Genomic DNA, 20287 nt, shown 5'->3' on the forward strand with positions numbered 1-20287 from the left:
CAGACTGAACTGGTTTGACGAGATACGGTGAAGTGTCCGAGTGGCTTAAGGAGCACGCCTGGAAAGTGTGTATACAAGAAATTGTATCGAGAGTTCGAATCTCTCCTTCACCGCCAAATTTGAAACGACTAAACCCCTGAAAACGTTAAAGTTTTCAGGGGTTTTGTGTTTTCAGGGGGTCAAAAAAGGCCCATATGGGAACATCCTTGGGAACACAAGCTGCTGGATTGCCCGCGTTCGAACCCCGGTTTACGGGGCTTTGTCACCACCTGGTGGCTGGATGCCCAGGGCGTGTTGCAGCATGCCGATGACGTCCGGGCCGTCCTCATTGATCCACATGCCGTAGTGCTGTCGGATCATGTTCGCGCTGGTGTGGCCCATCTGCTCCGCTATCCAATCCACCGAGGCCACACCGGTGGTCAGCAGTTGGCTGGCGTAGGTGTGTCGGCACTGGCCCGGACCGCGATAACGAACCCCGGCCGCTTTTAAATGTGCTTTGAAGAACCGGTCCCTTACGACAAAGTCGCTGACGTGCGGCAAGCCGCTCTTGGTGTTCAGGAATACGAAGTGCAGCTTGTGCTTGCGGACCGTCTTGTTGTCCCGCTCGACGACATCCACCGTATCCACGGTCTTGAGCTGGTTGATGGCGTCCAGCTTGCGCAGGGCATCCCACGCTGGCTCCAGCAGACGCACCTTGCGAGTAGAACGCCGAGTTTTCGTCACGCGATAGGCTCCCCGCACCTTGGATCGGCGGAAAGTTACTGTCCCCTGTTTCAGATCGACATCCTCCCAGGCCAGGGCAATAGTCTCCGACACCCGCGGCCCTGCCCAAATCATGAACTGCACCATCAGCAGCTCCTGGGTACGATTGGTCGGTGTTTCGAGGATCTGCTTGATTTCCGCCCTGGTGAACGGGTCTGGCGCCTCTGGATCGGGCAGACGCACGAATAACCCTTCAGTTGGGTCGTGCGCGACCTTCTTCCGGGTGCGGTACAGCCGGAACACCTGGCGCACATTGCTGATGATGTCGCGGATGGTTTTGTTCTTCAGCCGCTTCGACAACGGCCCCTGAATCCACTCCTGCAGGTCCAAGTGGTCAATCTGATCGATCTGAACGTCACCCCAGCGCGGCCGCACATGGACCTCAGCCTTGTTCTTGTACCCCCGGAAAGAGGTCGCGGCCACGCTGTTGCTCTTGATGGTCAACCATAGGTCTAGGTAGTGCCCGAAGCTGTTCTCGGCCAATTTGCTCGACTCGGGAAAATGCCGGCGGTAATCGAAGGTGCCGGCCTGTATCTCGTATTCGATGACTGTGACCAGGCGCTTTGCATGCTCGCGGTTGGCCGGTGTGTTGCCTCCGGGCACCAGCTCCCGGCACAGCTCGCCATTAAAACGAAAATAGACCCGTACCGAATTGCCACGGGCCTCTACGCCATCTGCCATATGCGTCCCCACGCGATGTATTGAAAGATTCTTCCAGGTGAAAGAAAAAAGGCCCGTCTCCGGGCCTTTGTGTATTGCGGTGAAGTGTTGCCGATCACTGCTGGCGAAGTAACCAGAACAGGCCGGCACTTTTTCTAGGTGCTGGTGTGGTACCGGCTTGGGCTTCCTCGGCCCGACGCTTGGCGTTGAGCGCCTGACGCGCTTTGCTGCACTTCTGGTGATTGCCGTGGGCACGGGATCTGTTGCACTGGTCGCATATGCCGGTTAGGTCCAGGTTCCAGGGAAAGGATTTTCCGTTGTTCATTGCGTCCCCCTTACATCCGAAACGATTGATGGATAAAGGTCGGCCGGGACACATGGTCAGCGGGCTGTGCGGCGTCGGATTGGACTTCACAAACGAACCGATGTCGCTCTCGGTTGCGCGCGGTAAGTGCCTCAGTGAGGCCAGGTACGACGTCAATGCATTGCTCGTAAGCGTGAGGCCCGTTCCAGCTATCAGCCTTCACTACCTGACAATCCGTACGGGTCGTATCGGCGCACAGATAAAGCAGCAGCAACACAGTCATGCACCAACCTCCTGCTGGGTCACGCTCAGCGCAATCGCCACCGGCTGCACCCAAATCGACACGTTGCTGAGCATGAACGTCTCCCCAGCCTCGGAAAGCAGCAGCGTCATGCCGAACACATCGGCCATCGCCCTTGCCGCCGCGCGCGGTACCGCGTTGCCGATCCGCTCCCGGTGGTGGCCGTCGTTGATACCGTCCAGCCGGAAAACCCCCGCCTGTTCAATCTTTCGAACCCGCTGCATACGCTCAATCTCATGAGCGGTCTGCGGATCTGCTGACCAGTGGTCCTCTGGATCAAACAACGATTGCAGTGCAGCCAGCTCCAGGGTGGTGAACGGGCGGTGCCAGGTGCCGTCGAGGCTGGTGATCATGCAGGTCAGCCGGTCGTTGGGTGCCGGCATGCGCAGGTCTGCGACCGACCACCGGCCATTGTCGTGGCATGCGCTGGCGGAAACTGCGCCGGCCGGGGTGTTGTAGTCGACCACGCCGTAATGCCCGCCGGTCAGGTAGGCGTCGCCCTTGGTGCGCGACATGCCCGGGCGCGGATCTGCGATCGATAACGCGCCGCTGGCTACCTGTTGTGAGCCGGTCACGGTCTTGGCGCTCTCGCACCAGGGCGTGATCCGCAGCTTTTGCGTGCTGGCGTTCGGGTGCCAGTTTTTGTAGGCCGGATCGGCCACGGCAAAAGCGCCCTGGCCAGTGGTACTGCCGGCGATCACGGTGCCGGCCGGCTTGCTGTAGTCAGTGACCAGGTATTTGCCGAAGCCCTTGGACGGTTGCCGAGGGTCGGCCACCGCCTGTCCGCCGGAGCTGGGGCCATGCCCTGCCGTGACAGTGCCGGCGGCTTGGTCGTTGCGAACCACGCGAAACACGTTGTTGTGCCGCTCGCCGCCCATGCGCGGGTCCGCAACGCTGAAGGTCCCTTGCCCTGGGCTACGTTGGCCGGTGACCACGCCGCAGTGGCGGTCATAGGGCAGCACGCCGTATTGGGTGTATTCGTATTTGCTGGTCGGTCGAGGGTCGGCAACCGAGAATTTGCCGTTGGTTGGGCTCGACCGCCCGGCGACCGTGCCGGCGGTGTCCTGCCAGTCGTGCACCCCCATATAGCCGGCGCGGTACTCCGGCACGATCACGAAATCGCGCAGGTACCCGTCCTCGATCGCGAACCGGCTCAGGCTGCGCCAATCTTTCCCAGCCTCGACCAGGGCCAGGCGCACCCAGGTTTTCCACTGCAACGCCGGCACCCGGTGCATGGGGCCCGCCTGATCGACATCGCCGGCCAGCGGCATACGGCTCAGTACGTCACCCACGGCGCGAAGGCTGCGCTTTTCAGGTTCATACAAGAATGCAGGAACCTGCTCGATGTGCCTGGCCACCAGTAAGAAGCGCTTGCGGCTCTGGGCCAGCCCACCAATTTCGCCACAGTCGTGGGTAGTTTCCGCCACTGCGTAACCATAATGGCGGAGCAGCTTGGTGATTTGGTCCAACAGGTAGCGGCCACGGGTTGCCAGGCGTGGAACGTTTTCGAACACGATCAGTTTCACCGGCTTGTGCTTCCAGGCTTCGCACATCAGCCACACACAGCGCAGCGTTAGCTCGTTGAGTGCCCGGTACTTGGGTGTCTGGCTCATTGACTCGGAAAGCAGACCCGAAGCGCCCTTGCATGGGCTGCTGATGAACACCGCGTCCGGGTCTTCGTTGCCGGCGGCGCGTCGCAGGTCCTCGGCGGTTGCTTCTTTCCAGCCGGCGGGCGGCTTCTGACCGTGGAACGCGGTGAACTGCTCGCGGGTGAACAGATCCATAAGCGTGCCAGGCACACCGGTCATCATCTGGAAGTCACGTAAGCCTGCCGGGTCGACGTCGACGCCGCCCAGGCAACGCCATTCAGCTTGCACGGGGCCCAGGACTGGTTTGGAGTCGCTGAAGCCAGCGGCACCGCTGCCAAGGCCGCAGCAAAGGTGAAAGTGGGTGAGGGTGCGCTTAAGCATAAGACACCTCCACCAATTCAACGTCGTCGTAACTAGGTGTTTCGACATCAGCTGCGATGACGCGAATGCCGCAAAAGCCGTAAGGCCCAGGTTCATTGCCACCCCAGCCTTCTTCGTTGTGAAGGTCTTCGGTCCAAAAAGGTCCAGGGTTGTCACCCGTCATAAGGTTTTTGGTGGTGATGCTGAAGCTTGCGTCGCCTTCGCTCAGCATCCGGCAGATCATCGTTTGACCAAACAAGCGGATAACGGTCCGGACGACATCACCGTTTTCAGCGGAGAGCCTGTCATCGGCGTTCGACCAAAAATCATTGATTAGTGAGGCAGTTTCCTCGGTCAGTACGTCGTGATTTACCTCGAGAGTGACCTGGTATTCCTTCCAGGTTTCCTTGATCAGGTATCGCTTGATGTTCGGTGGGGTGCTAGCCTCTACGCCGCTGCTGCTTGGGTTCTGTGCTTGCATGGTGCTGCTCCTTAGTAGTGGTAGGTGTCGGGGAGTTGGCGCTCCTCGACACCATCTTTCAGGCCGGTTTGGCCTGGTCTTGCTCAATGATCGTTATGACTTCGTCCCGGTCCTTCGCATAAGCGAAGGGCAGTTCGCCTCCTGGGCGAGTGACGGGGTAGCGCGACTCCGGCAACCGGCACAGCGCGACTGTGTAGCCGCTGTCGGTAACCCAGCAGTTCTGCTGGACTTGTCCATCCCTGTTGCGTTTCGGCGCCCACTTCATGCCCATGTCCCGATCAGTTCTTCCCAAATGGCATCGCCATCGGGGAGGTACGTGTGCACCTCTTGCTCGGGCGAGTAGTCCAGTTGCAGCACTGCCAGGCAGTCGTCGAACAGCGCGGTGTCGAGACCACGCAGGCTGGTCAGCACGAAGGGGTAGTCGCGGCCGTTGTAGAGCCCGAGCAGGAAGCGACCGATCACTGCGCTCTGGCCTGTATCACGCTGGGCGATTGGGACCAGCCGCCCGAGTGCCTCGATACCGGCCTTGCGGATGGCGGGGCGCATGGCTTCGAACTCTTGCAATTGCTGAAACCAGTTGGGCTGCGGTTTTGGGTGTGTTGGGTTCATGCGAAGTCTCCTGTCGAGAGGCAATCAGAAGGGGTGGAAGTCTTCGTCGATAATCAATTTGATAGTGTTCAGCGCGGTGAGCCGCTGCTCGTTGCTCAGGTCGAGCATTGAGCTGAGTACGTCCACCCAGGCGATCAGCTGCCCGCCGTTTTTGGCCGCGCGTTTTGAAGGCCCGGCACTCTCCTCTAACCATGCTGCTGTATAGGTGGGGGCGAGCTTGTTGAAGGTGCTCAGGAGTTGTTCCCGGCTCTGCTTCACTGTCAGGCCAAACACTCCGGCTTGCTCAGCAGACAAACCTCGCAACGCCATTGCGCCGTTCATGCTCTCTTGTGTGTGCTCGCTGCCCAACTGGATTCGGACAATGCGGCTATCGAGCATTTCGCTGCACTCAAGGGGAGCGTTGCTAATGATCGATAGCGCACCTCGAAAGTAAGTTGTTTGCGATTCGCTCCGTTGGACGTGCCGTGTGGTGCCGCCGCTGTTGTACAAATCGCGGAGCTCCTCCCAGTCAAAAGTCGATTCTGCGTTTGGTACCGACTCGAAAATAACGATTGGCTTGCTTGCGTTGAACAGCGCGCGCGTACGGCCAGCCGGCGTCGCATATTCAGGTGAACAGGCCGTAAATTCTTCCTCGCCCAGGAGTTTCCAGAGGTAGCTGATAAGGAATGATTTCCCGCTACCAGGTCCGCCAACGATGTGTAGGAATGGGAAGCTTTGATGGTCGGCGCGGATTTGCTCTGCGTGCATCGCGCCGAGCCACCAGGCCATTGCCACCACACCTTTTGAGCGGAATGCGGCATAGAAATCGTCAAAGCGGATCGCGGTTTTCAGTTCGTTTTGCATGTTATTGCTCCTGTTGTGGTGGTGGTTAAACGCCCTGGAATACCCAGCAGCGAATGGTTTTAGGTTTGTCGAAGGCGTCGACCTGGCGGGCCGAGTTGACAGGCTTGTTCGACTCCAGAAACTTGGGTGACTTGCTGGTCTTGAGCAGGCGTTTCAGGTCGCTCAGCGGCGGCACCTGCTGCCGTTTGTTGGCAGCCATTTCCACAAACTCGTTGAGGTTCACGGCGATCAGTCCATCGCGGCGCGCATGGTTCAGCGCTGCTTTCTCGTCCATGCCATTGAGGAACTCGTACAGGTCCCAAAACTCGCGCACGGTTGGGTGGTCGGCGTTAATTGCCTGCTGTCGCTCTAGGGCCATGCGGTTGATTTCTGCATGTGCCAACGCCCTGCGGCGGTCACCGAGGGGCACGACACCGGCCAACGCATCCACCAGGCTGCGCAACTGGGCGTGGTTTTTGGCGATACGCACGGTGCGCACGCCAGGCTGGGCCAGCAGCTCCTGTTCGTAGCCGGAGGTGTTTTCCTCCATCAGGCGCATGGTTTCGGCTTCGCGTTGCAGCGCCTTGACCAGGAAGCCGCTGATGCTGTCCATCGGCATGCGCTCCAGTTGCTCGGCGTACTGCTTGGTTTCCGGGGTGTGGTGTTCGCGTGTCAGGTGGACATGGCAGATACGCTGCAGGATCGGTTCCGACGCGTTCACCGGGTTGTTCTGAGCGATCAGCAGGGCGGCGCGGAACGGTGGTTCGTGGGTGTCGTTGCCGTTGTTCTTCACGCCGGTGGAGCGAACGCTGCGGCCGTTGTAGGCGGTTTTCAGTTCGTCCCAGTCGAAGTGCTTAACCGGCTGGCCTTCCTTTTGTTCACGCTCGGACTCGATCAGCACCACCGGCAAGTTACTGACCTGTGAAAAGTTGCGCGCGCGGCTGGCGGCGGTCGCTTTGGACGGGTCAAAGCCTTCGTAATCAGTGCGCCCGACCGACTTCCACAGCAGCTCAACCAGGGTGGTCTTGCCTGAGCCGGCTTCGCCCACCAGCTCCAGGAACATCAGCGACTTGTGGATCTGGCGGATCTGCTCGGCGTGCAACGCGCCCAGCCACCAGGCCAGCACCACCAGCCCCTGTACGCCAAAGCAGCGCCAGTAGATCTCGAACCACCCTTCGTTGTAGGCGTTGAGGTCGGTGTTGATATGCAGCACCGGCGACTGGCTCTGCGACTTGATGCTCAGCTTGCCGAGGTCGAAGAAATCTTCCTTGTTGCGCACCTGTACCTTGCCGCCATGAAATGCCAAGTCGTTGAAGACATAGGCGCCATGGTCGCGGCTGTAGCCGATCCATTCGATGGTGTTGACGGTTTTCAGGCAGTCCAGCTGGGGCGCCAAGATCCGTTTCAGTTGCTGTGCGCTGCCTTCGAACCACGCACCATTGGCGACGTTGAGCAGGCGATTCGAGAATTCGGGCGCCGACGTGAGCTGCTTGGCCGTGAACGTGCTTTTGATGGCAGGCCCTTGCGGGCGCTCGATGCGGAAGTAGTACCAGGCCTCGTCGGTCAGGTCGTTGCGCATGTAGTACAGCGCTTGGAAATTGCAGTTGGCGATGCTGGACACCGAGGCAGACAGGCGCAACGCCTTGTAGCGACGTTGATCGTCATTGAGTAATTGGTCCTCATGCCGCTCTGAACTCTCCAGATCGCTCATGGCGCGGTCGTACTTATCGAGGTCCAGCCGAAACCAGTACAGGCGCTTGCGGAATGTGAAGTTGAATTCCTTGCGCTCGTTGCGCAGGTAAATCAGAAAACCCTTTTCCTCTGCGGAGTCAGCCAGCAGCAGGTCGCCGTGGTGGCGGGCTTCGTCGAGATCCTGCTCGATCCGCTCGGCGCGCTTGTCGTCGCCCTCGATCGGTTTCCAGCGCAGGTGCAAGTCGTTCCAATCAACCTTTTTGCCGTGGGGCTGTGGGATCACCGCCGCCTTGCAGGTGAAGCCCAGGTCGCGTGCCTCTTTCGCCCAGCGGCGCATGTTGGCCTTGGCGACAGGCTCGTTATCCAGTGCCCACACCAGCAGCGGCAAAGGCTTGTCCGCGTCGTGGCGCAGTTTGGCCAGGGCCTTGAGTGAATCGATCGGGCAGGGCGCGCTGGACATCATCGACACGGCCGACACGTCGTTATGCAGCAACGCGATGGCGTCGAAGATGCCTTCAGTTATCCAGAGTTCGTCGACCTCCAGCAGGTCCACGCTCGGCGGGCACCACCAGACACCCTTGTAACCGGTCAAACCTTCGCCGGTAGGGCGGAAGCGCGCTTTCATCTTGCCGAAGCGGTCTGGCCGATCGATCAGGCGCTCCCAGTACCCACCTTTCTCCAGGGCGAAACGCACCGTGGCGCTGCCGATGTTCAGCCGACCATCCCAGTAGTTGTCCTGGGTGAACCAACCGGCGATCAGCTCAAACTTGAAGCCCCGCGCAAACTCAAGGTAGGCGCGTGCCGTGGCAAGGGGGTTATCCGGCGTAGACGGGGCGGTCTTGCTCCAGTCGTTGAACAAGTCGTCGTAAACGTCCTTCACGTGGACGCGGTGGTCGCACTTTTCCGGCCGTCCGCAGATCAGTGTCCAGGGCGAGTCGTAGAAGGTGTAGAGGGTCTTCTGGCCGCAGGCAGGGCAAACGCCCTTACGCATATAGTCGGTGCCGCGCATGTGCTTGAGCTGGTAATCCCGCTCAATGCGTTGGATGACGTCGGCGCGCAGCCTTTCTTTCATTTCCATCGTGGCTTACTTCGCTTCGTCGAGACTGTGTTTAAGGGCGCCAATCAGACTTTTTCGTGCAGCCAGCGCAGGGAAGGCCGCCAGCAACGAACCGTGCCGCAAACCCTCGGGGATCATGCGAAAACGGTCGTCATACCAATGCTCGTTGAACAGCAACGCGTACTGCGCGCGCATGTCCTGGAGCAGTGCCTCGGCCTGGTCGCGGGGCAGTTTTGCGGTGATGGCGATGTCGATTTCCATGGTCCACCTCGGATTGCGGGCAAAGCTCACCCAAACCCATTGGGAATGGGGCAGGGCGGGGGTTTAAAAGGGAGCGTTACTGAGGGTGTGGCTTGTGTACGGTGCTGCGCTGGTCGAGCAATTTTTGTGGCAGAAACCGAGCCGGAACCGGGAAGCGTTGATCCGCGAGGACGTCCACCAGGTGGACACGCGTGCTGTCCGTACCACTGGCCCAGTCGACGCCAATCCAACGGCGTTTCTTGATCACCTGCAGTTCAGTCCAGGCGTTATGGACAAGCTTCGGTGCCATAAACACAGGCACTTCCAACGCAAGGGTCAGGTGGCGGATGCAGCGATCGAACAGTAGATCGGAATCCACAAGGTGTTCTGCTTCATGGCGTTGCAGGTAAGCGAAAGCAGCGTGTTGCATGCTGCTGCGGTAGTCATGAGTCTGTTGATCAAGGTTCATCACGCGCGCTCCATTTCCAGTTGGTCCAGCAGATCGGGTTGATCGTTGGCGGTTTTCATTGTCTGGCGGCGAATGACCACGTCTGCGACTGGCAGCTGTACAGCCGGGTTGGGCATGCCGCTGGGGCTCAGCTCGTGGGTCATTTGAAATTCAGCACGCGCCACGAAGCCGCAGGCCTCATTGGTGCATTGCAAGTAAGCAATACGCAGGAAAATGTGTTGGCCTTCGCTGGTGCGGATGCGCATCCGGCCGTGGCAGTGGGGGCAGACCAGCTTGTAAGTACTCACTAGACAGCTCCCTGGCTGTAGAGCTGAATGGTCGCGAACACCTCGGCGTAACGGGCCGACATATAGGTGAGCAGGGCGGCGATGATCGCGTCGGCTTCACGTCTTTCGATGACCCCATCGTCCAGGGCGGCAGACATGATTTGGTCGACCTTGCCCCGCTTGGCCGAGGCCTTGAGCGAGCGGCTGTACAACTCCACGTTGTCCAGGCTCTCCGGGACGCTCAGCGGAACGAACATGCCGCCATACATTGAAGCGATGTAGTCCGCCAGGAATGTGGTGCCGGCGACCTGCTCAAGACGGTGAATGTGTTCATCGGTCAGCGGGCGGCTGCCAGCGTTCTCGTAGGCCTGGTTGTCGAACTTCTTCAGCGGCATGCCGAGGTCTGCCGAGGCATACGACCGACCGCCTGGGTAGGCGCCGATGACGGCCATTACGACGCTCTTTCTGCTGTCTAGAACTGGGCGTTTCATCTTCTGGTTTCTCCCTGGAGTCGTCGCCCCTACAGTCATTTCATACGGCCTGTGCTGAGATTTGCTCGGTGGTCCCCGCAAGGATTCCCGGCAGCACTTCCTTACCTATTACCCGCGACAGGTCTTGCAGTATCTGGAACGTCAACCGGCCACGAGGCAGCTTTTTGTTGCCAGCCCAGCGCTTAACCACTTGCGTCACCGTGCGCACCTCATAGCCGTGGCTGAGGGCGAACTGACGGAAGTTGCTGCCACGCTCGATCAGCCGTGCTTGGATCTGGCGCTTTTCCATGGCTTGGCTCATGGTTGATGTGTTCCTAGTTGGTTAAGATGTACTCATTGCGCATAAGCCTATTTATTCCATTTAAATAAATCAAGCGGTATTTATTCAAAATGCAGAAAAAGTCTCTCGACGCCGTGCTTGAACGCTTGATGACGGTTTTTGCCGTTGATAGCGATAGCGAGCTGGCGCGTAAGCTGGACGTTAATCGACAGACGTTGGGAAGCTGGCGTAGCCGGCAGTCCATTCCTTATGCGTTATGCGTAAACGTAAGCGAGGCTGAAGGCGTTTCGCTGGATTGGCTGCTCACTGGGGAAGGGACAATGTTGCGAGGTGGGTCAGTCGCGCCGACTGTTTCGCCAGTCACTAGCCCTCAGGAAGATGCAATCCTGGCTTTGTTCCGGTCCTTGGAAGAGACCGACAGGCGGGAGATACAGAGCGCTGCTGAAGAAAAGAAACGCATAAGGGACATAGAGCAGCGCCTAAAGGATTTGACGGAAGCCCTTGCCGATACCAAACGGCCAGCATAGTCTGTACCCATTGAGAACGGATCAGTCAAACAGGGACGCTGATGATCCACCTCGCTAAAGCCGATTACAGTGCTGCGAGTATGCCAACTGGCGCTACCTTGAAATCAACATAAGGACATGATCCATGCTCAAAGTAGGTGCTATAGCCCCGTTGCCACTTATTTTCCGCCTCCCTGTCGCCTTTGCTGACCTGAGCAATGTGAAGCAAACCGACATCTTTAAAGCGATCGAATCGTCGCTTCTCAAGCAGGCCGAGGTAGAGGATTTGCCCGCCTGGAACGTTCCTCACTTCACCTTCCGTGACATGGTTTTCAGTACCAAGATCGAATTCAAAGGTGAGCGCATTGACCTTGCCTGGACGGGTTCGAAGGTTCCAGAAAAAAGGAGCACACCGAGCACTCAAATCAACTTGGCCAAAGAGCAGTCGCCGCACTCAATCAAAGTAACGATATCGAAGTGCGGAGAGTGATAGAAGATGCGGAATATAACAATCGATTTTTGAAGAGTGCTAGTGGCGTTTGTTTCGCTGATAGCTGCCGTCTAACATTTAAATAAGAACTAAATCCAGGCTGTGTTGTTGTATTTAGCATAATTGGGGAAGGGTATGGTCACTAAATCTAAATCTATTCATTATAAAAATGTATTTATTACTGGTGATGTAAATCTACAAGTTTCTTTGCAAACAGCTCTTAGTAAAACCGGCACTGCTGCTAAACCAAGTCAGAGACAGCAAAAAGTAAATGGTAGCGATACGGCGGTAATTTTTGTAAACCAATTTGGCGACAGCAACGGTATGACATTTGGTCAGCTCGTTTTTCTGGAGTCGGGACGGCAACAACCTTTTATTACCGTAGATGACGAGGCAGAATTTTATTCTATTGATGCTCTGGCATCAGAAAAAATTCCTGATGAAACAAAAAACGCGGAAGGGGACACCGTCACAGCTTTAGATAGTGAGGCTGTCGCAAAGAAGCGTCGAGAATTCCTAGAGTCTATGCTTTACTTTGGAGTTATCGATAATCATATGATTATAATGCAGTCTACTGCGCTTAAAAGTAGAGAGCTTGAGGCACATTTGGCATGGTTGCTTGGAGATTGCACTGGTGTTATTCCTGCCAATGTGATGCTTGTTCTAAAAGACAAGCCTGCTGAATCTGTATATAAAAAAATGCAAGCTGCACCAGTGAAAAGTATCAAGCTGGGTGCACCTTTGACAACTGAAGTTTATACAGACCCATCTGAACCAAAAAAGAATGACGTTGTCCGTACTGAAACTGAAGAAACACATGCAAGTAAAGTTCGCTTCGTTCCACATGGTATGGCCGCCTCTATCTTAAAGGCTGCCCTGCCGGAGGGATTTCTTGAGCGTCTGAACTTGGAAGATTCTTTGGACGAGGCTAATATTCATGTTGCGTTGGAGATTACATACCTTCGGAAAACCACAAAAATTGGACAAACGGTAATTGACTCAGTCGCTACAAGCCTGAGGCATACGCCAGAATCTGATGTCGTGATCAATCTTCACGGCGGTGGTAAGATTAAAGGTGACGAGCTGAAGCTTTCAGGTAGTATTAGCGTTAAGTATATGGATAATGGTTTGGTTGATGAAAGTATTTTATACCATGAAATGCACAAGTGGCTTGTTTCTAAGATTTCATCCACAGAAGTAGATTCAACTCTAGAGAGTGCGGAGTGAACAAGAAAACGGGGCATGCAGGCTTTTCGATATTTTGGCTCCTAGTTACGCTGGGCGCCTGTGTTCTGTCTGGATATCTGCTTGGGGCTGTTGCAGCTCATATGCCCAATGATAAGCCTGTCATGCCTCTTCTAATTATGGGGCTATTGCTGGCACCCATGACGTTAGTCACCCAGCTTATCTTCAAATTTAATGATATGAAGAAGCTTAAGGGGATTAATCGGGATGAAAAGCGTCGATTGGAGGCGATGGTGGATGCCAAGGTTCTCCGGTTAATCTTGATCGATGTTTTTTATTTAGTAAGTACATCGGTCGTAGGTGTGCTTTTTTATGTTTCCCCGTTTTTTTTGGAGTTAAACTTAATTACTTGGACGTTGCGTGCGGCAGGCTTCTTACTCGTTGCCGCTGCGGTAACTTCTGTAAAGGTTCTGCTGGATACTAGAAAAATATCAAATTTTGAAGCTAGGATTTCTAACCGCGCCCAAGAAAGAAAGACAAAAGCAGCACTTTTAAAACGGTTGAAACATAATGCTAAATCTTAGCCTCATGTAATTTACAAATTATCTATTTTTAATTTTTTAAACTCTCGGTCCACCGCCCGTTTAGCCGTCTTTTCGCTGGCGTACAGCCACCGCAACCGTCTCGGTTTCGCCTGATCCCCCGCCGTAATTGTCTTTTCCTTCCCGGTTTTTTGGTCGCGGTAGTACGCGATGATCCCTGTGTAATTGCCTTTGTTCTCCTCCGCCAGATCTTCAACGTTGTCTTCAGGCAACTTGCTCTCCAGCTCCAGGCTGACGGTGTATCCGCCATCCGCACTTAGGCTGTGCTGCACGTTACCGCCGTACCAGATGATCTCGTCGATTTCCGCCTTCACGCCCTGGAGCGTGTACGTCAGCTCGGGGATCAGATCCGGCCGGCCCATGGCCAGGTTGTAACTGAGCGTGGCACTGCCGCGTTGCAGGCGTCTGAATTCAGCCCGTGCGGCGCGCAGGGCTGACTGCTGGTCGCTGTACGTGTGGCGTAGGTCTTTTAGGTTGTCGCCGCCACCGGCAATGGCTTCCTGTTTTTTGGCGCTGTTCACGTCGTAGTAATAGGCGCGTACGCCGTCGTAGCTGTCGCGGTCGGCTTGCAGGTAGCGGTGTTGGTCGCCGTCGGCTCGGGTGAGGGTGATGTGGGGCAGGTCCATGCCGCTGGCGGTTTTGCCGCCACCCGCTGGGAGGCAGAGTAGGCACCCGGCTTTGACGCTGGCCACTGCGTCGAATTCTTCGCCCAGGCGGCTGATCAGGTTGGCGTCGGACTCGTTGGCCTGGTCGAGCTGCAGGATGGGCAAACCGTCCAGCGCGCCGGCTATGGTGGCGGTCAGGCCGTTGCCGATGGCGATATCGCCCAGGACGTCGCCGAGGGTGGTGTTGCTCCAGCTGCGTTCGCGTTTGGTTTTCAGGCCCTTACGTAGATCTGCCGATCGAGCGCGGATGCTGAGCACATCTGGCGCGCCGCTGTGTTCAGTTTCGTCGACGGTGTAGGTGCCTTTGTCCACCAGGCCGGTGTCGCTCCAACCCAGCCACAGTCGCACCACTGCGCCCTTGGGCGGGATCGACAGTAGGCCGTCGTGGTCGCTGAGGGTGATGCTGAGTTGGTCGGCCTCAACGCCGCGGTTGTCGGTCAGCTCCAGGCTCATCAGCCGCGGACTGATCAGTTGAGCGATGTCCAGGCCGTCGACGGTTAGCCGGAAGGCCGGCACCGGATAGGCCGCGTCTCGGACGTAGCGTTCGGCTGTGTTGCGCAGGTAGCCGGTGACCTTGGATATGACGGAGTCGATCACAGCAGACCTCGCAGGATGTTGAGGCCAACGCTGGTACCAGCGCCGAGCAGGTCGATGCGGTCGTCGTCGGTGCGCTTCAGGCTCAGCGTGAATTCAATGCGCCGTGGGGTGCCGTCGTCGAAAAAAATGGTCTTGGTTTCGCTCAGGCTGTCGATGACCCACAGGCCGTAAATCCTCCCCGTGCCCTCGACCATCGGCCATGCCTTACCGGTATTCGCCATCAGCCGTATGGCGTCGAGGCTTAGGGCGGTGCCGGCTAACTCGGGGAAGATGATGCCGGGGAGGGTGATAGCGTCTTCACCACGACCAACGAACTGCCGCGCGGGAGCGGCGCCGATACGGCTGTTGCTGGCATGGCGCCAATCGGTTTGGCGTTGCAGTTCCTGGTAAGCGGCGGTTCTGAGGCTGAACACGAACATGCCGAGGGCCATCATCATGGTGGTTATTCCAGGTCAGAAAGTTTGCTGCGCTGGCGCGCCTTTTTTTCGTTTTCGATGCGGGCCATGATCGCGCGCACGCTCTTTTCCAGGCTCTGCATGTCGGTGCCTGGCCCCGCTTCAATTGTGAATTGGTAGGTGTCGTGGCTGTCGTAAACAGCGGCTGCGGGCGAGCTGCTGATTGGCGGCGTGTTGTCCACGGCGAACGCCGGCATAGCCGTGGCGCCCAGGGCTAAGGTGCCTGCCTCTGTCAGTTGCTTGCTCATGCTGGTCAGCGCGTTCAACGGTCCTTTCTGCCCACCTTCAAGGCCCTGGGTAAGCCCCGCCATGGTGAACCCGCCCAACTCCGCGAACACGCGCGACGGGCTGTGGATACCGAGCTTTTCCTTGAACCAACCAATGCTGCTGTCGCCGATCGAGCTGATGGCGTCTTTGACGGCACCCAGGCCGGCCGTGAGGCCGTTGACCAAGCCGTTGACGATCATGCTGCCGAACTCGGTGAAGCGGCTTGGCAGATCGATGCCCAGATAACTCAGCACGCCGGCAAATGCCTGGTATACAAGGCCGAGCGGGCTGAAGTTGACCAAAGTGGTGATGATGCCGCCGATGCCTCCGTCAAAACCCGCCTTGATCTCGGTCCAGGCGTTGGCGAAGTAGTTCTTCACAGCGTCCCAGTTCTTGTAAATCAGATAGGCGCCACCAGCCAGCGCGGCAACGACAGCGGCAATGATCAAGACAATCGGGTTTGCTGCCAGGCCCCAAAGTGCAATACCTACGGTGCGCAAAGCGGTCAACAGTGCGCCGCCCATTGTCGTAGCGAGCATACGAACGCCTTGGGCAAACATGGGGAAAACGTTACGGGCCAGTCCGGTCAGGGTTGGCATTAGCCGGCCGAGCATTTTGGTGATGCCGCCACCTTGGAGACCGAACATGGTCATGCCGTATCGCAGCACTGCGAACGGACCCAGCATGCTCGCCATGGTGAGAGCCAGGCCACCAAACACGAATGCCAGCGCGGCAATCGCGGCTACCACCTTGACCAGGCCACCGGCCAATTTCGGATTCTCCCGAGCCCAGGCGCCGACGCTGTTCGCGATCTCTCCCAGTGTATTGATCAAATCCTTGAGTTCCGGCGCTACCGCTGCACCGAACTCTGCCATGGCATTGGTGAAACTGCCCTCTGCGGCTTCCATGATGTTGGTGAGGGTGCTGAGTTGCTCGTTGACTCTGGTACGCAGATCGGCCTGTGTTTGTAGCTTCTGCTGGACCTCCTTATACCCGGCCAGACCTTTGTTCATCATCGTATTCAGGGTGGTGAGCGTTTCAGCGTCATCCCCAAAGACCTTGCTGATTACAGCTGTGCGGTCGGTGTCATTCAGAACTTTGAGCTTTTCCACCTGGGCGTACAGGTTCTCCAGGCCAGCGAAATTACCGTCAGCATTCGTGAATTTGAGCGATACGCCTTTGTTAGCACCCGCCGCAATTTTATTGGCCTTGTCGACCTTATCCTTGTCTAAACCTGCCTGGAAAATTTTGCGGAACGCGTTGCCGGCTGAACCACCCTCCATGCCGGCCTGGTCCATCATGATCAACAGCGGCGCCAGCTCTTTCGCGGCATCGATCCCTGACTTCTTGATCACATCCATGACCGGGGCGATCTTGCTGAAGCCCTGGAGCATGTTGCCGGGGTCCACACCGGCATAGAACCCGCGCTGGATCGTGTCCATCAGGCCCATCATGTCTTTTTCGGTGGTGCGCGTTGCGTCCTGCATTTTGGCAGCAAACTCTGCCGCTTCCGTGGCCTCCATCTTCAACTGGACGCCCAGGTATGCAGCAGCTTCACCGGTACCCCCGAGGATGCTTTGCGCACTCAGGCCTTGCCGCCGAAGCATGGTCATCATGTTCTGGAAGTCGGCCGTGGTACCGGGCAATCGGTCGCCGAGCTTGGTAGCCAGGTCGGTGATTTTCTGGAAGTCCTCCGAGACCTTGCCGGTGTCGTCCATCATCGACACCTTGAGCTGTGTGGCGGAATCCTCATTGGGCGCAAAGGCCTTCACTGCGGCGGCGATGGGACGGCTGGCTGCATAGCCAACGCCCAGGCCGGCGGCGCCGTTCACGGCGAGATTGCCGGCGGCGCGCTGGGATTTCTCCATCTGGCTGCGAGCCAACGCCGCCCGCTTGTGCTGGGCGCTCAGTTCGGCCATGCGCTTACCCTGCAAACTGATGCTGGCGTTGGTGGCGTTGATCTGCTCGCGCAGCTGGCGCTCGTGGGTGCCAAGGTTTGTGGTGCTGATGCCGGCGTCATAGAGCTTCGATCGCAGCCCTTGCAGCTGTACGCTCTGTTGTTGGTGCTGCTGCTTGAGCCGCGTTGCCTCGCGCACCGCCGCCTGGAAGCTCCGGGTCATTGCCCTGGTCGGCGCGTCGGTAGCGGCGAGTTCCTGACTCAGGGATTTGACGCGGTCCCGTGCGGCGGTGAGAGACGCGCCGGTTTGCTCAGCAGCCGCACGCTGAGCCCGCCAGGCGCTGACGTCTTTCTGTTGGCTGGTGAGTTCTTTCAGGCGGTCGCGAGCGTCCTTGAGGGCGCGTGCAGTCTGAATACCCCCTTCGCTGATGTGTTTCAGTGGGCGGGTGGCCTTGTCGATGGTACTGAGCAGCACCTGAAGTCTCAGATCATTTGCCATCGGTGGAGCTCCGCAACCTGGCGCGTTCGCGCCAGTCCATCAGTTCTTGCAGGCCCAACTGATCCATGTCAGCTGGCGCCCAATGAAAAACCACGGCCAGGTCGGCCATGGCGTCCTCTACGCAACGAGGGATGCGTCCGTCTTCATCGATTTCTGAAGCAAAAAACCAGACACCTTGGTGCCCAGCGCGAACAGATCGGCAGGGTCCATCGATGTGACTTCGACGGCGGTGAGGGTAGGGGTGCTGATGCGCGGAACCACTTTGACCAGGCTGTTGACGTCCATATTCAGCAGCTCTGCCAGGCTCACGCCGCGCAGCTCGCCCGAGTTGGGTTTGCGCAGGGTGATGCTGTCGATGCTACTGGTGCCACGACGGATGGGCGTATCGAGGAGGACGGTGTTGTCGTCGGCCAATGGTTTTACTTCGGCTTGTTCGGTGGCTTCGTCTTTCATGGGTAGAGCTCCTGGTGCTGAGGGTAGGTGGTTATCGATCGAGGACGGGGATCAGAGGCCGATGGCGCTACGCTGTTTCTCCAGCATGTCGACGCCGCCGACCTTCTCGATGAAGTTGAGCAGGTCGATTTCGATGATGTCTTCGTTGTCGACGGTCAGCTTGTAGTAGCTGCAAGTGGTGGTGATGGAGTGCTCGGTGTCTTCACCTGGTGTGGCGTCACCCATTTCAATGGTTTCGTGACGGCCGCGAACAGTTACCTCTACGGCACTGATTTGGCCGGTGTCGTCCTGCTGGAAGGCACCGGCGAAGCGCAGAGCAATACCGGAGGCGTTAACCGCGCCGAACTGCTTGAGCACGATCAGATCCAGGCCACCCAGCTTCCATTCCATCTGGATACCGTCGTCGGACATGCCCAGGTCAGCTTTGACCGGGCCATTCATGCCGGCGGCGCGCCACGCTTCCATCTTGCGGCCCAGGGCGGGCAGGGTGACGGTTTTGACCTTGCCCTGGTAGCTGCCGCCGTCGTTGAACAGGTTCATGTTTTTCAGTTTGAGAGGCATTGCCATGGCGGGAATCTCCGGGGTTATGGCACGGGGTTAGCTCCCCTCGCGGGGAGGCCCGGTTTAAGCAGCGATTGCGGCAGCGAACTGCATCAGGTAGCGGTCGGTGATGCGTTGGCGCAGGGTGAGGTCTTCCAGCGGCGGCACCGGGGTGTAGTCGTAGTCGAGGGTCAGCTTGCCGGCCTTGAGGGTGTCCTTGTCGTTGACGTCTTCCGGGTACCAGCAACTGCCGCCGATCAAGTAGCCCTGGTTGACCAGTTCGCGGAACTTGGCGTTGATCCCGTTGATGATGTCTTTGACCAGGGACGCGTGCATGGGCTTGTCCATGGCCCACATGTGCGCCTCGGCCATGGTGTCGGCGATGATCTGGGCGGTACGGGTGTAGTTTTCAAACGCGAACAGCGGATCTGCGCTGCATGTACGGCTACCCCAGAAGCGGAAGCCGCCTTCGTTGATGAGGGTGGTGACCTCGTTACTGTTGAGGTAGTTAGCGTCGGTGGCGGGGTTTTGCAGATCCCAGAACACGTCGGCGCTGATGCCGGTCACACCGTTGACGGCGACGTTGGAGAGGGTCTTGTGCCAGCCAATGTCTTTGTCGATCAGCGCCCGCAGGCCCAGCGCACGGGCTACTGCCGACGCGGTGACGGTCGCGCTGGTGACCGTGTCCCAGTTCTGGAACTCCGGCCAGATCACCATGACTTCACGAGCGCCGAAGTTTTCGCGGTAGGCGACCACCTCTTCCTTGGTTTTGCAGTCCCACGCACTGACGTAGGCGAAGGCGCGCAGGTCTTTGGCGATCGATACCAGTGCGGTGGCCACCGGCTGACTGTCGAGGCCTGGCACACCGAGAATGCGCGGCGTCATGCCTACTCGGGCCTTGGCGGCGAGCAGGGCTTTCATGCCGGTGTATTTGCCGTCGGCGGTGGTGGTGCCGATCAGCGCGGTGGTGGTAGCGGCCGAGTCTGCTCCTTCCTTCACCCGCACTACGATTGTGTAGGGCTTGGTCTGGTCTGCAATGGCTTGCAGGCTCTTTGCCAGGGTGCCTTTGACGCCGGCTTTGGCGATGGCGCTTTGCACATTGGTCAGCAGGACTGGAGTGTCCAGCGGGAAGGCGAGTGGGTCTGCATCTTCAGCCGTACAAACCAGGCCGATGACTGCGGTTGCGATGGTGCGAATGGGGCGAGTGCCGTCGTTGAGTTCGAGAACCCGCACGCCGTGGAGATAGTCTGAACCGGCCATGGGTGGTTGCCTGCGCTGTGATGGAATGACAGTGCACAGGCTGCCGCGCGCGCGCCGGATGGGCGAGCGGCGCGGCTTGTAGCTGACAGGATTACAGGGCGCCGTCGTCTGAAGTCCAAGGATACTGAGCCTGGATTGCTTCGAATCGGGCTACACCGGCAGCACGGACGGCCTCCCAGCCTGGCTCGTTCATCACTTGCATGCGCTGAGCTTCAGCAAAGTAGCGATCCGAACCTGTGAGGGGATCAGCATACGATCGTAGGCGCAGTGCCTCGATCTGTTCGCGGGTGGGTGGGATCGACTCGGGATCTGTAGCGGTAATCGCTCCAGTTTCATCGATACGCCAAATCGAATCAGGCTCTTGGAGAATGCGCACCGATAACTCATCGCTGATCTCGACCGCACCTTTCGGAATGGTGTGAACACCCTTGAAAAGCATGTGTTGAAACAGCCCATCACCGTTGAATACAGCATAAGTTTTCGACATG

At 57.9% G+C, this 20287-nt stretch carries 24 protein-coding genes and 1 tRNA gene; 5 read left to right on the forward strand and 20 right to left on the reverse strand.

Translation table 11 applies throughout. The features are described 5' to 3' along the window. The first annotated feature begins 26 nt into the window (after positions 1-26). A tRNA-Ser gene (locus BM110_RS28295) sits at positions 27-116 on the forward strand. 133 nt (positions 117-249) lie between these two features. Here BM110_RS28295 and BM110_RS28300 read toward each other — a convergent pair. The 12 genes from BM110_RS28300 to BM110_RS28365 all read right to left on the reverse strand — a co-directional run bounded on the left by BM110_RS28300 (position 250) and on the right by BM110_RS28365 (position 10392). After that, complete coding sequence (locus BM110_RS28300; protein WP_093514578.1) at positions 250-1443, reverse strand: Arm DNA-binding domain-containing protein; 1194 nt, start codon at positions 1441-1443, stop codon at positions 250-252. Between the two features lie 562 nt (positions 1444-2005). After that, positions 2006-3997 carry a DNA cytosine methyltransferase gene (locus BM110_RS28315; protein WP_093514580.1) on the reverse strand — a complete coding sequence of 664 codons (1992 nt, stop codon included), beginning with the start codon at positions 3995-3997 and terminating at the stop codon, positions 2006-2008. Continuing rightward, a complete protein-coding gene (locus BM110_RS28320; RefSeq protein WP_256575473.1) occupies positions 3990-4457 on the reverse strand; it encodes a DUF2528 family protein in 468 nt (155 codons plus the stop codon). The genes BM110_RS28315 and BM110_RS28320 overlap by 8 nt, the downstream gene beginning before the upstream one ends. Positions 4458-4515: 58 nt before the next feature. After that, on the reverse strand, positions 4516-4722 hold the full coding sequence (locus BM110_RS28325; protein ID WP_093514623.1) for a hypothetical protein: 207 nt from the start codon (positions 4720-4722) through the stop codon (positions 4516-4518). Continuing rightward, positions 4719-5066, reverse strand: a complete 348-nt coding sequence (locus BM110_RS28330) for a DUF7673 family protein (protein ID WP_093514581.1) — start codon at positions 5064-5066, stop codon at positions 4719-4721. Before BM110_RS28330 ends, BM110_RS28325 begins: the two co-directional genes overlap by 4 nt. A gap of 24 nt (positions 5067-5090) precedes the next feature. Beyond that, on the reverse strand, positions 5091-5909 hold the full coding sequence (locus BM110_RS28335; RefSeq protein ID WP_093514582.1) for a hypothetical protein: 819 nt from the start codon (positions 5907-5909) through the stop codon (positions 5091-5093). Between the two features lie 25 nt (positions 5910-5934). Continuing rightward, the gene (locus tag BM110_RS28340) at positions 5935-8652 is read right to left on the reverse strand and encodes a toprim domain-containing protein (protein ID WP_175538873.1); all 2718 of its coding nucleotides are present in this window, start codon (positions 8650-8652) and stop codon (positions 5935-5937) included. 12 nt (positions 8653-8664) lie between these two features. Continuing rightward, positions 8665-8898 carry a hypothetical protein gene (locus tag BM110_RS28345; RefSeq protein ID WP_093514584.1) on the reverse strand — a complete coding sequence of 78 codons (234 nt, stop codon included), beginning with the start codon at positions 8896-8898 and terminating at the stop codon, positions 8665-8667. Positions 8899-8974: 76 nt separating this feature from the next. Then, positions 8975-9346 carry a hypothetical protein gene (locus tag BM110_RS28350; protein ID WP_093514585.1) on the reverse strand — a complete coding sequence of 124 codons (372 nt, stop codon included), beginning with the start codon at positions 9344-9346 and terminating at the stop codon, positions 8975-8977. After that, entirely contained in the window at positions 9346-9633 is a 288-nt protein-coding gene (locus BM110_RS28355) for an Ogr/Delta-like zinc finger protein (RefSeq protein WP_093514586.1), read from the reverse strand. Before BM110_RS28355 ends, BM110_RS28350 begins: the two co-directional genes overlap by 1 nt. Next, positions 9633-10103, reverse strand: coding sequence for a YmfL family putative regulatory protein (locus tag BM110_RS28360; protein WP_093514587.1), 471 nt, complete (start codon positions 10101-10103; stop codon positions 9633-9635). The genes BM110_RS28355 and BM110_RS28360 overlap by 1 nt, the downstream gene beginning before the upstream one ends. A 40-nt stretch (positions 10104-10143) precedes the next feature. After that, the gene (locus tag BM110_RS28365; RefSeq protein ID WP_093514624.1) at positions 10144-10392 is read right to left on the reverse strand and encodes a helix-turn-helix domain-containing protein; all 249 of its coding nucleotides are present in this window, start codon (positions 10390-10392) and stop codon (positions 10144-10146) included. Positions 10393-10493: 101 nt separating this feature from the next. Between BM110_RS28365 and BM110_RS28370 the strand changes: the two genes are divergently transcribed. The 4 genes from BM110_RS28370 (at position 10494) to BM110_RS28385 (ending at position 13148) form a co-directional block, all read left to right on the forward strand. Continuing rightward, positions 10494-10910, forward strand: a complete 417-nt coding sequence (locus BM110_RS28370; protein WP_256575474.1) for a helix-turn-helix domain-containing protein — start codon at positions 10494-10496, stop codon at positions 10908-10910. 124 nt (positions 10911-11034) lie between these two features. After that, a complete protein-coding gene (locus BM110_RS28375) occupies positions 11035-11379 on the forward strand; it encodes a hypothetical protein (protein WP_093514588.1) in 345 nt (114 codons plus the stop codon). Between the two features lie 135 nt (positions 11380-11514). Beyond that, positions 11515-12606, forward strand: coding sequence for a hypothetical protein (locus BM110_RS28380; RefSeq protein ID WP_139220350.1), 1092 nt, complete (start codon positions 11515-11517; stop codon positions 12604-12606). Then, the gene (locus tag BM110_RS28385) at positions 12603-13148 is read left to right on the forward strand and encodes a hypothetical protein (RefSeq protein WP_139220351.1); all 546 of its coding nucleotides are present in this window, start codon (positions 12603-12605) and stop codon (positions 13146-13148) included. Before BM110_RS28380 ends, BM110_RS28385 begins: the two co-directional genes overlap by 4 nt. Positions 13149-13159: 11 nt before the next feature. Here BM110_RS28385 and BM110_RS28390 read toward each other — a convergent pair whose 3' ends face one another. From BM110_RS28390 to BM110_RS28425, 8 genes are all read right to left on the reverse strand, one after another. Next, positions 13160-14428, reverse strand: a complete 1269-nt coding sequence (locus tag BM110_RS28390; RefSeq protein WP_093514591.1) for a phage late control D family protein — start codon at positions 14426-14428, stop codon at positions 13160-13162. Beyond that, entirely contained in the window at positions 14425-14865 is a 441-nt protein-coding gene (locus BM110_RS28395; RefSeq protein ID WP_093514592.1) for a phage tail protein, read from the reverse strand. The genes BM110_RS28390 and BM110_RS28395 overlap by 4 nt, the downstream gene beginning before the upstream one ends. Positions 14866-14870: 5 nt before the next feature. Further along, positions 14871-17546 (reverse strand): phage tail tape measure protein, encoded by a 2676-nt coding sequence (locus BM110_RS28400; RefSeq protein ID WP_093514593.1) that lies wholly within the window; start codon positions 17544-17546, stop codon positions 14871-14873. Continuing rightward, complete coding sequence (locus tag BM110_RS28405; protein ID WP_093514594.1) at positions 17536-17655, reverse strand: GpE family phage tail protein; 120 nt, start codon at positions 17653-17655, stop codon at positions 17536-17538. Before BM110_RS28405 ends, BM110_RS28400 begins: the two co-directional genes overlap by 11 nt. A gap of 8 nt (positions 17656-17663) precedes the next feature. Beyond that, a complete protein-coding gene (locus BM110_RS28410) occupies positions 17664-17999 on the reverse strand; it encodes a phage tail assembly protein (protein ID WP_093514595.1) in 336 nt (111 codons plus the stop codon). Between the two features lie 51 nt (positions 18000-18050). Continuing rightward, positions 18051-18566, reverse strand: coding sequence for a phage major tail tube protein (locus tag BM110_RS28415; RefSeq protein ID WP_093514596.1), 516 nt, complete (start codon positions 18564-18566; stop codon positions 18051-18053). 57 nt (positions 18567-18623) lie between these two features. Further along, a complete protein-coding gene (locus BM110_RS28420) occupies positions 18624-19799 on the reverse strand; it encodes a phage tail sheath protein (RefSeq protein ID WP_093514597.1) in 1176 nt (391 codons plus the stop codon). A gap of 91 nt (positions 19800-19890) precedes the next feature. Continuing rightward, positions 19891-20286, reverse strand: coding sequence for a hypothetical protein (locus tag BM110_RS28425; RefSeq protein ID WP_093514598.1), 396 nt, complete (start codon positions 20284-20286; stop codon positions 19891-19893). Position 20287 lies beyond the last annotated feature (1 nt).

Source organism: Pseudomonas sp. NFPP28, assembly GCF_900115535.1.
Classification (GTDB): Bacteria; Pseudomonadota; Gammaproteobacteria; order Pseudomonadales; family Pseudomonadaceae; genus Aquipseudomonas; species Aquipseudomonas extremorientalis.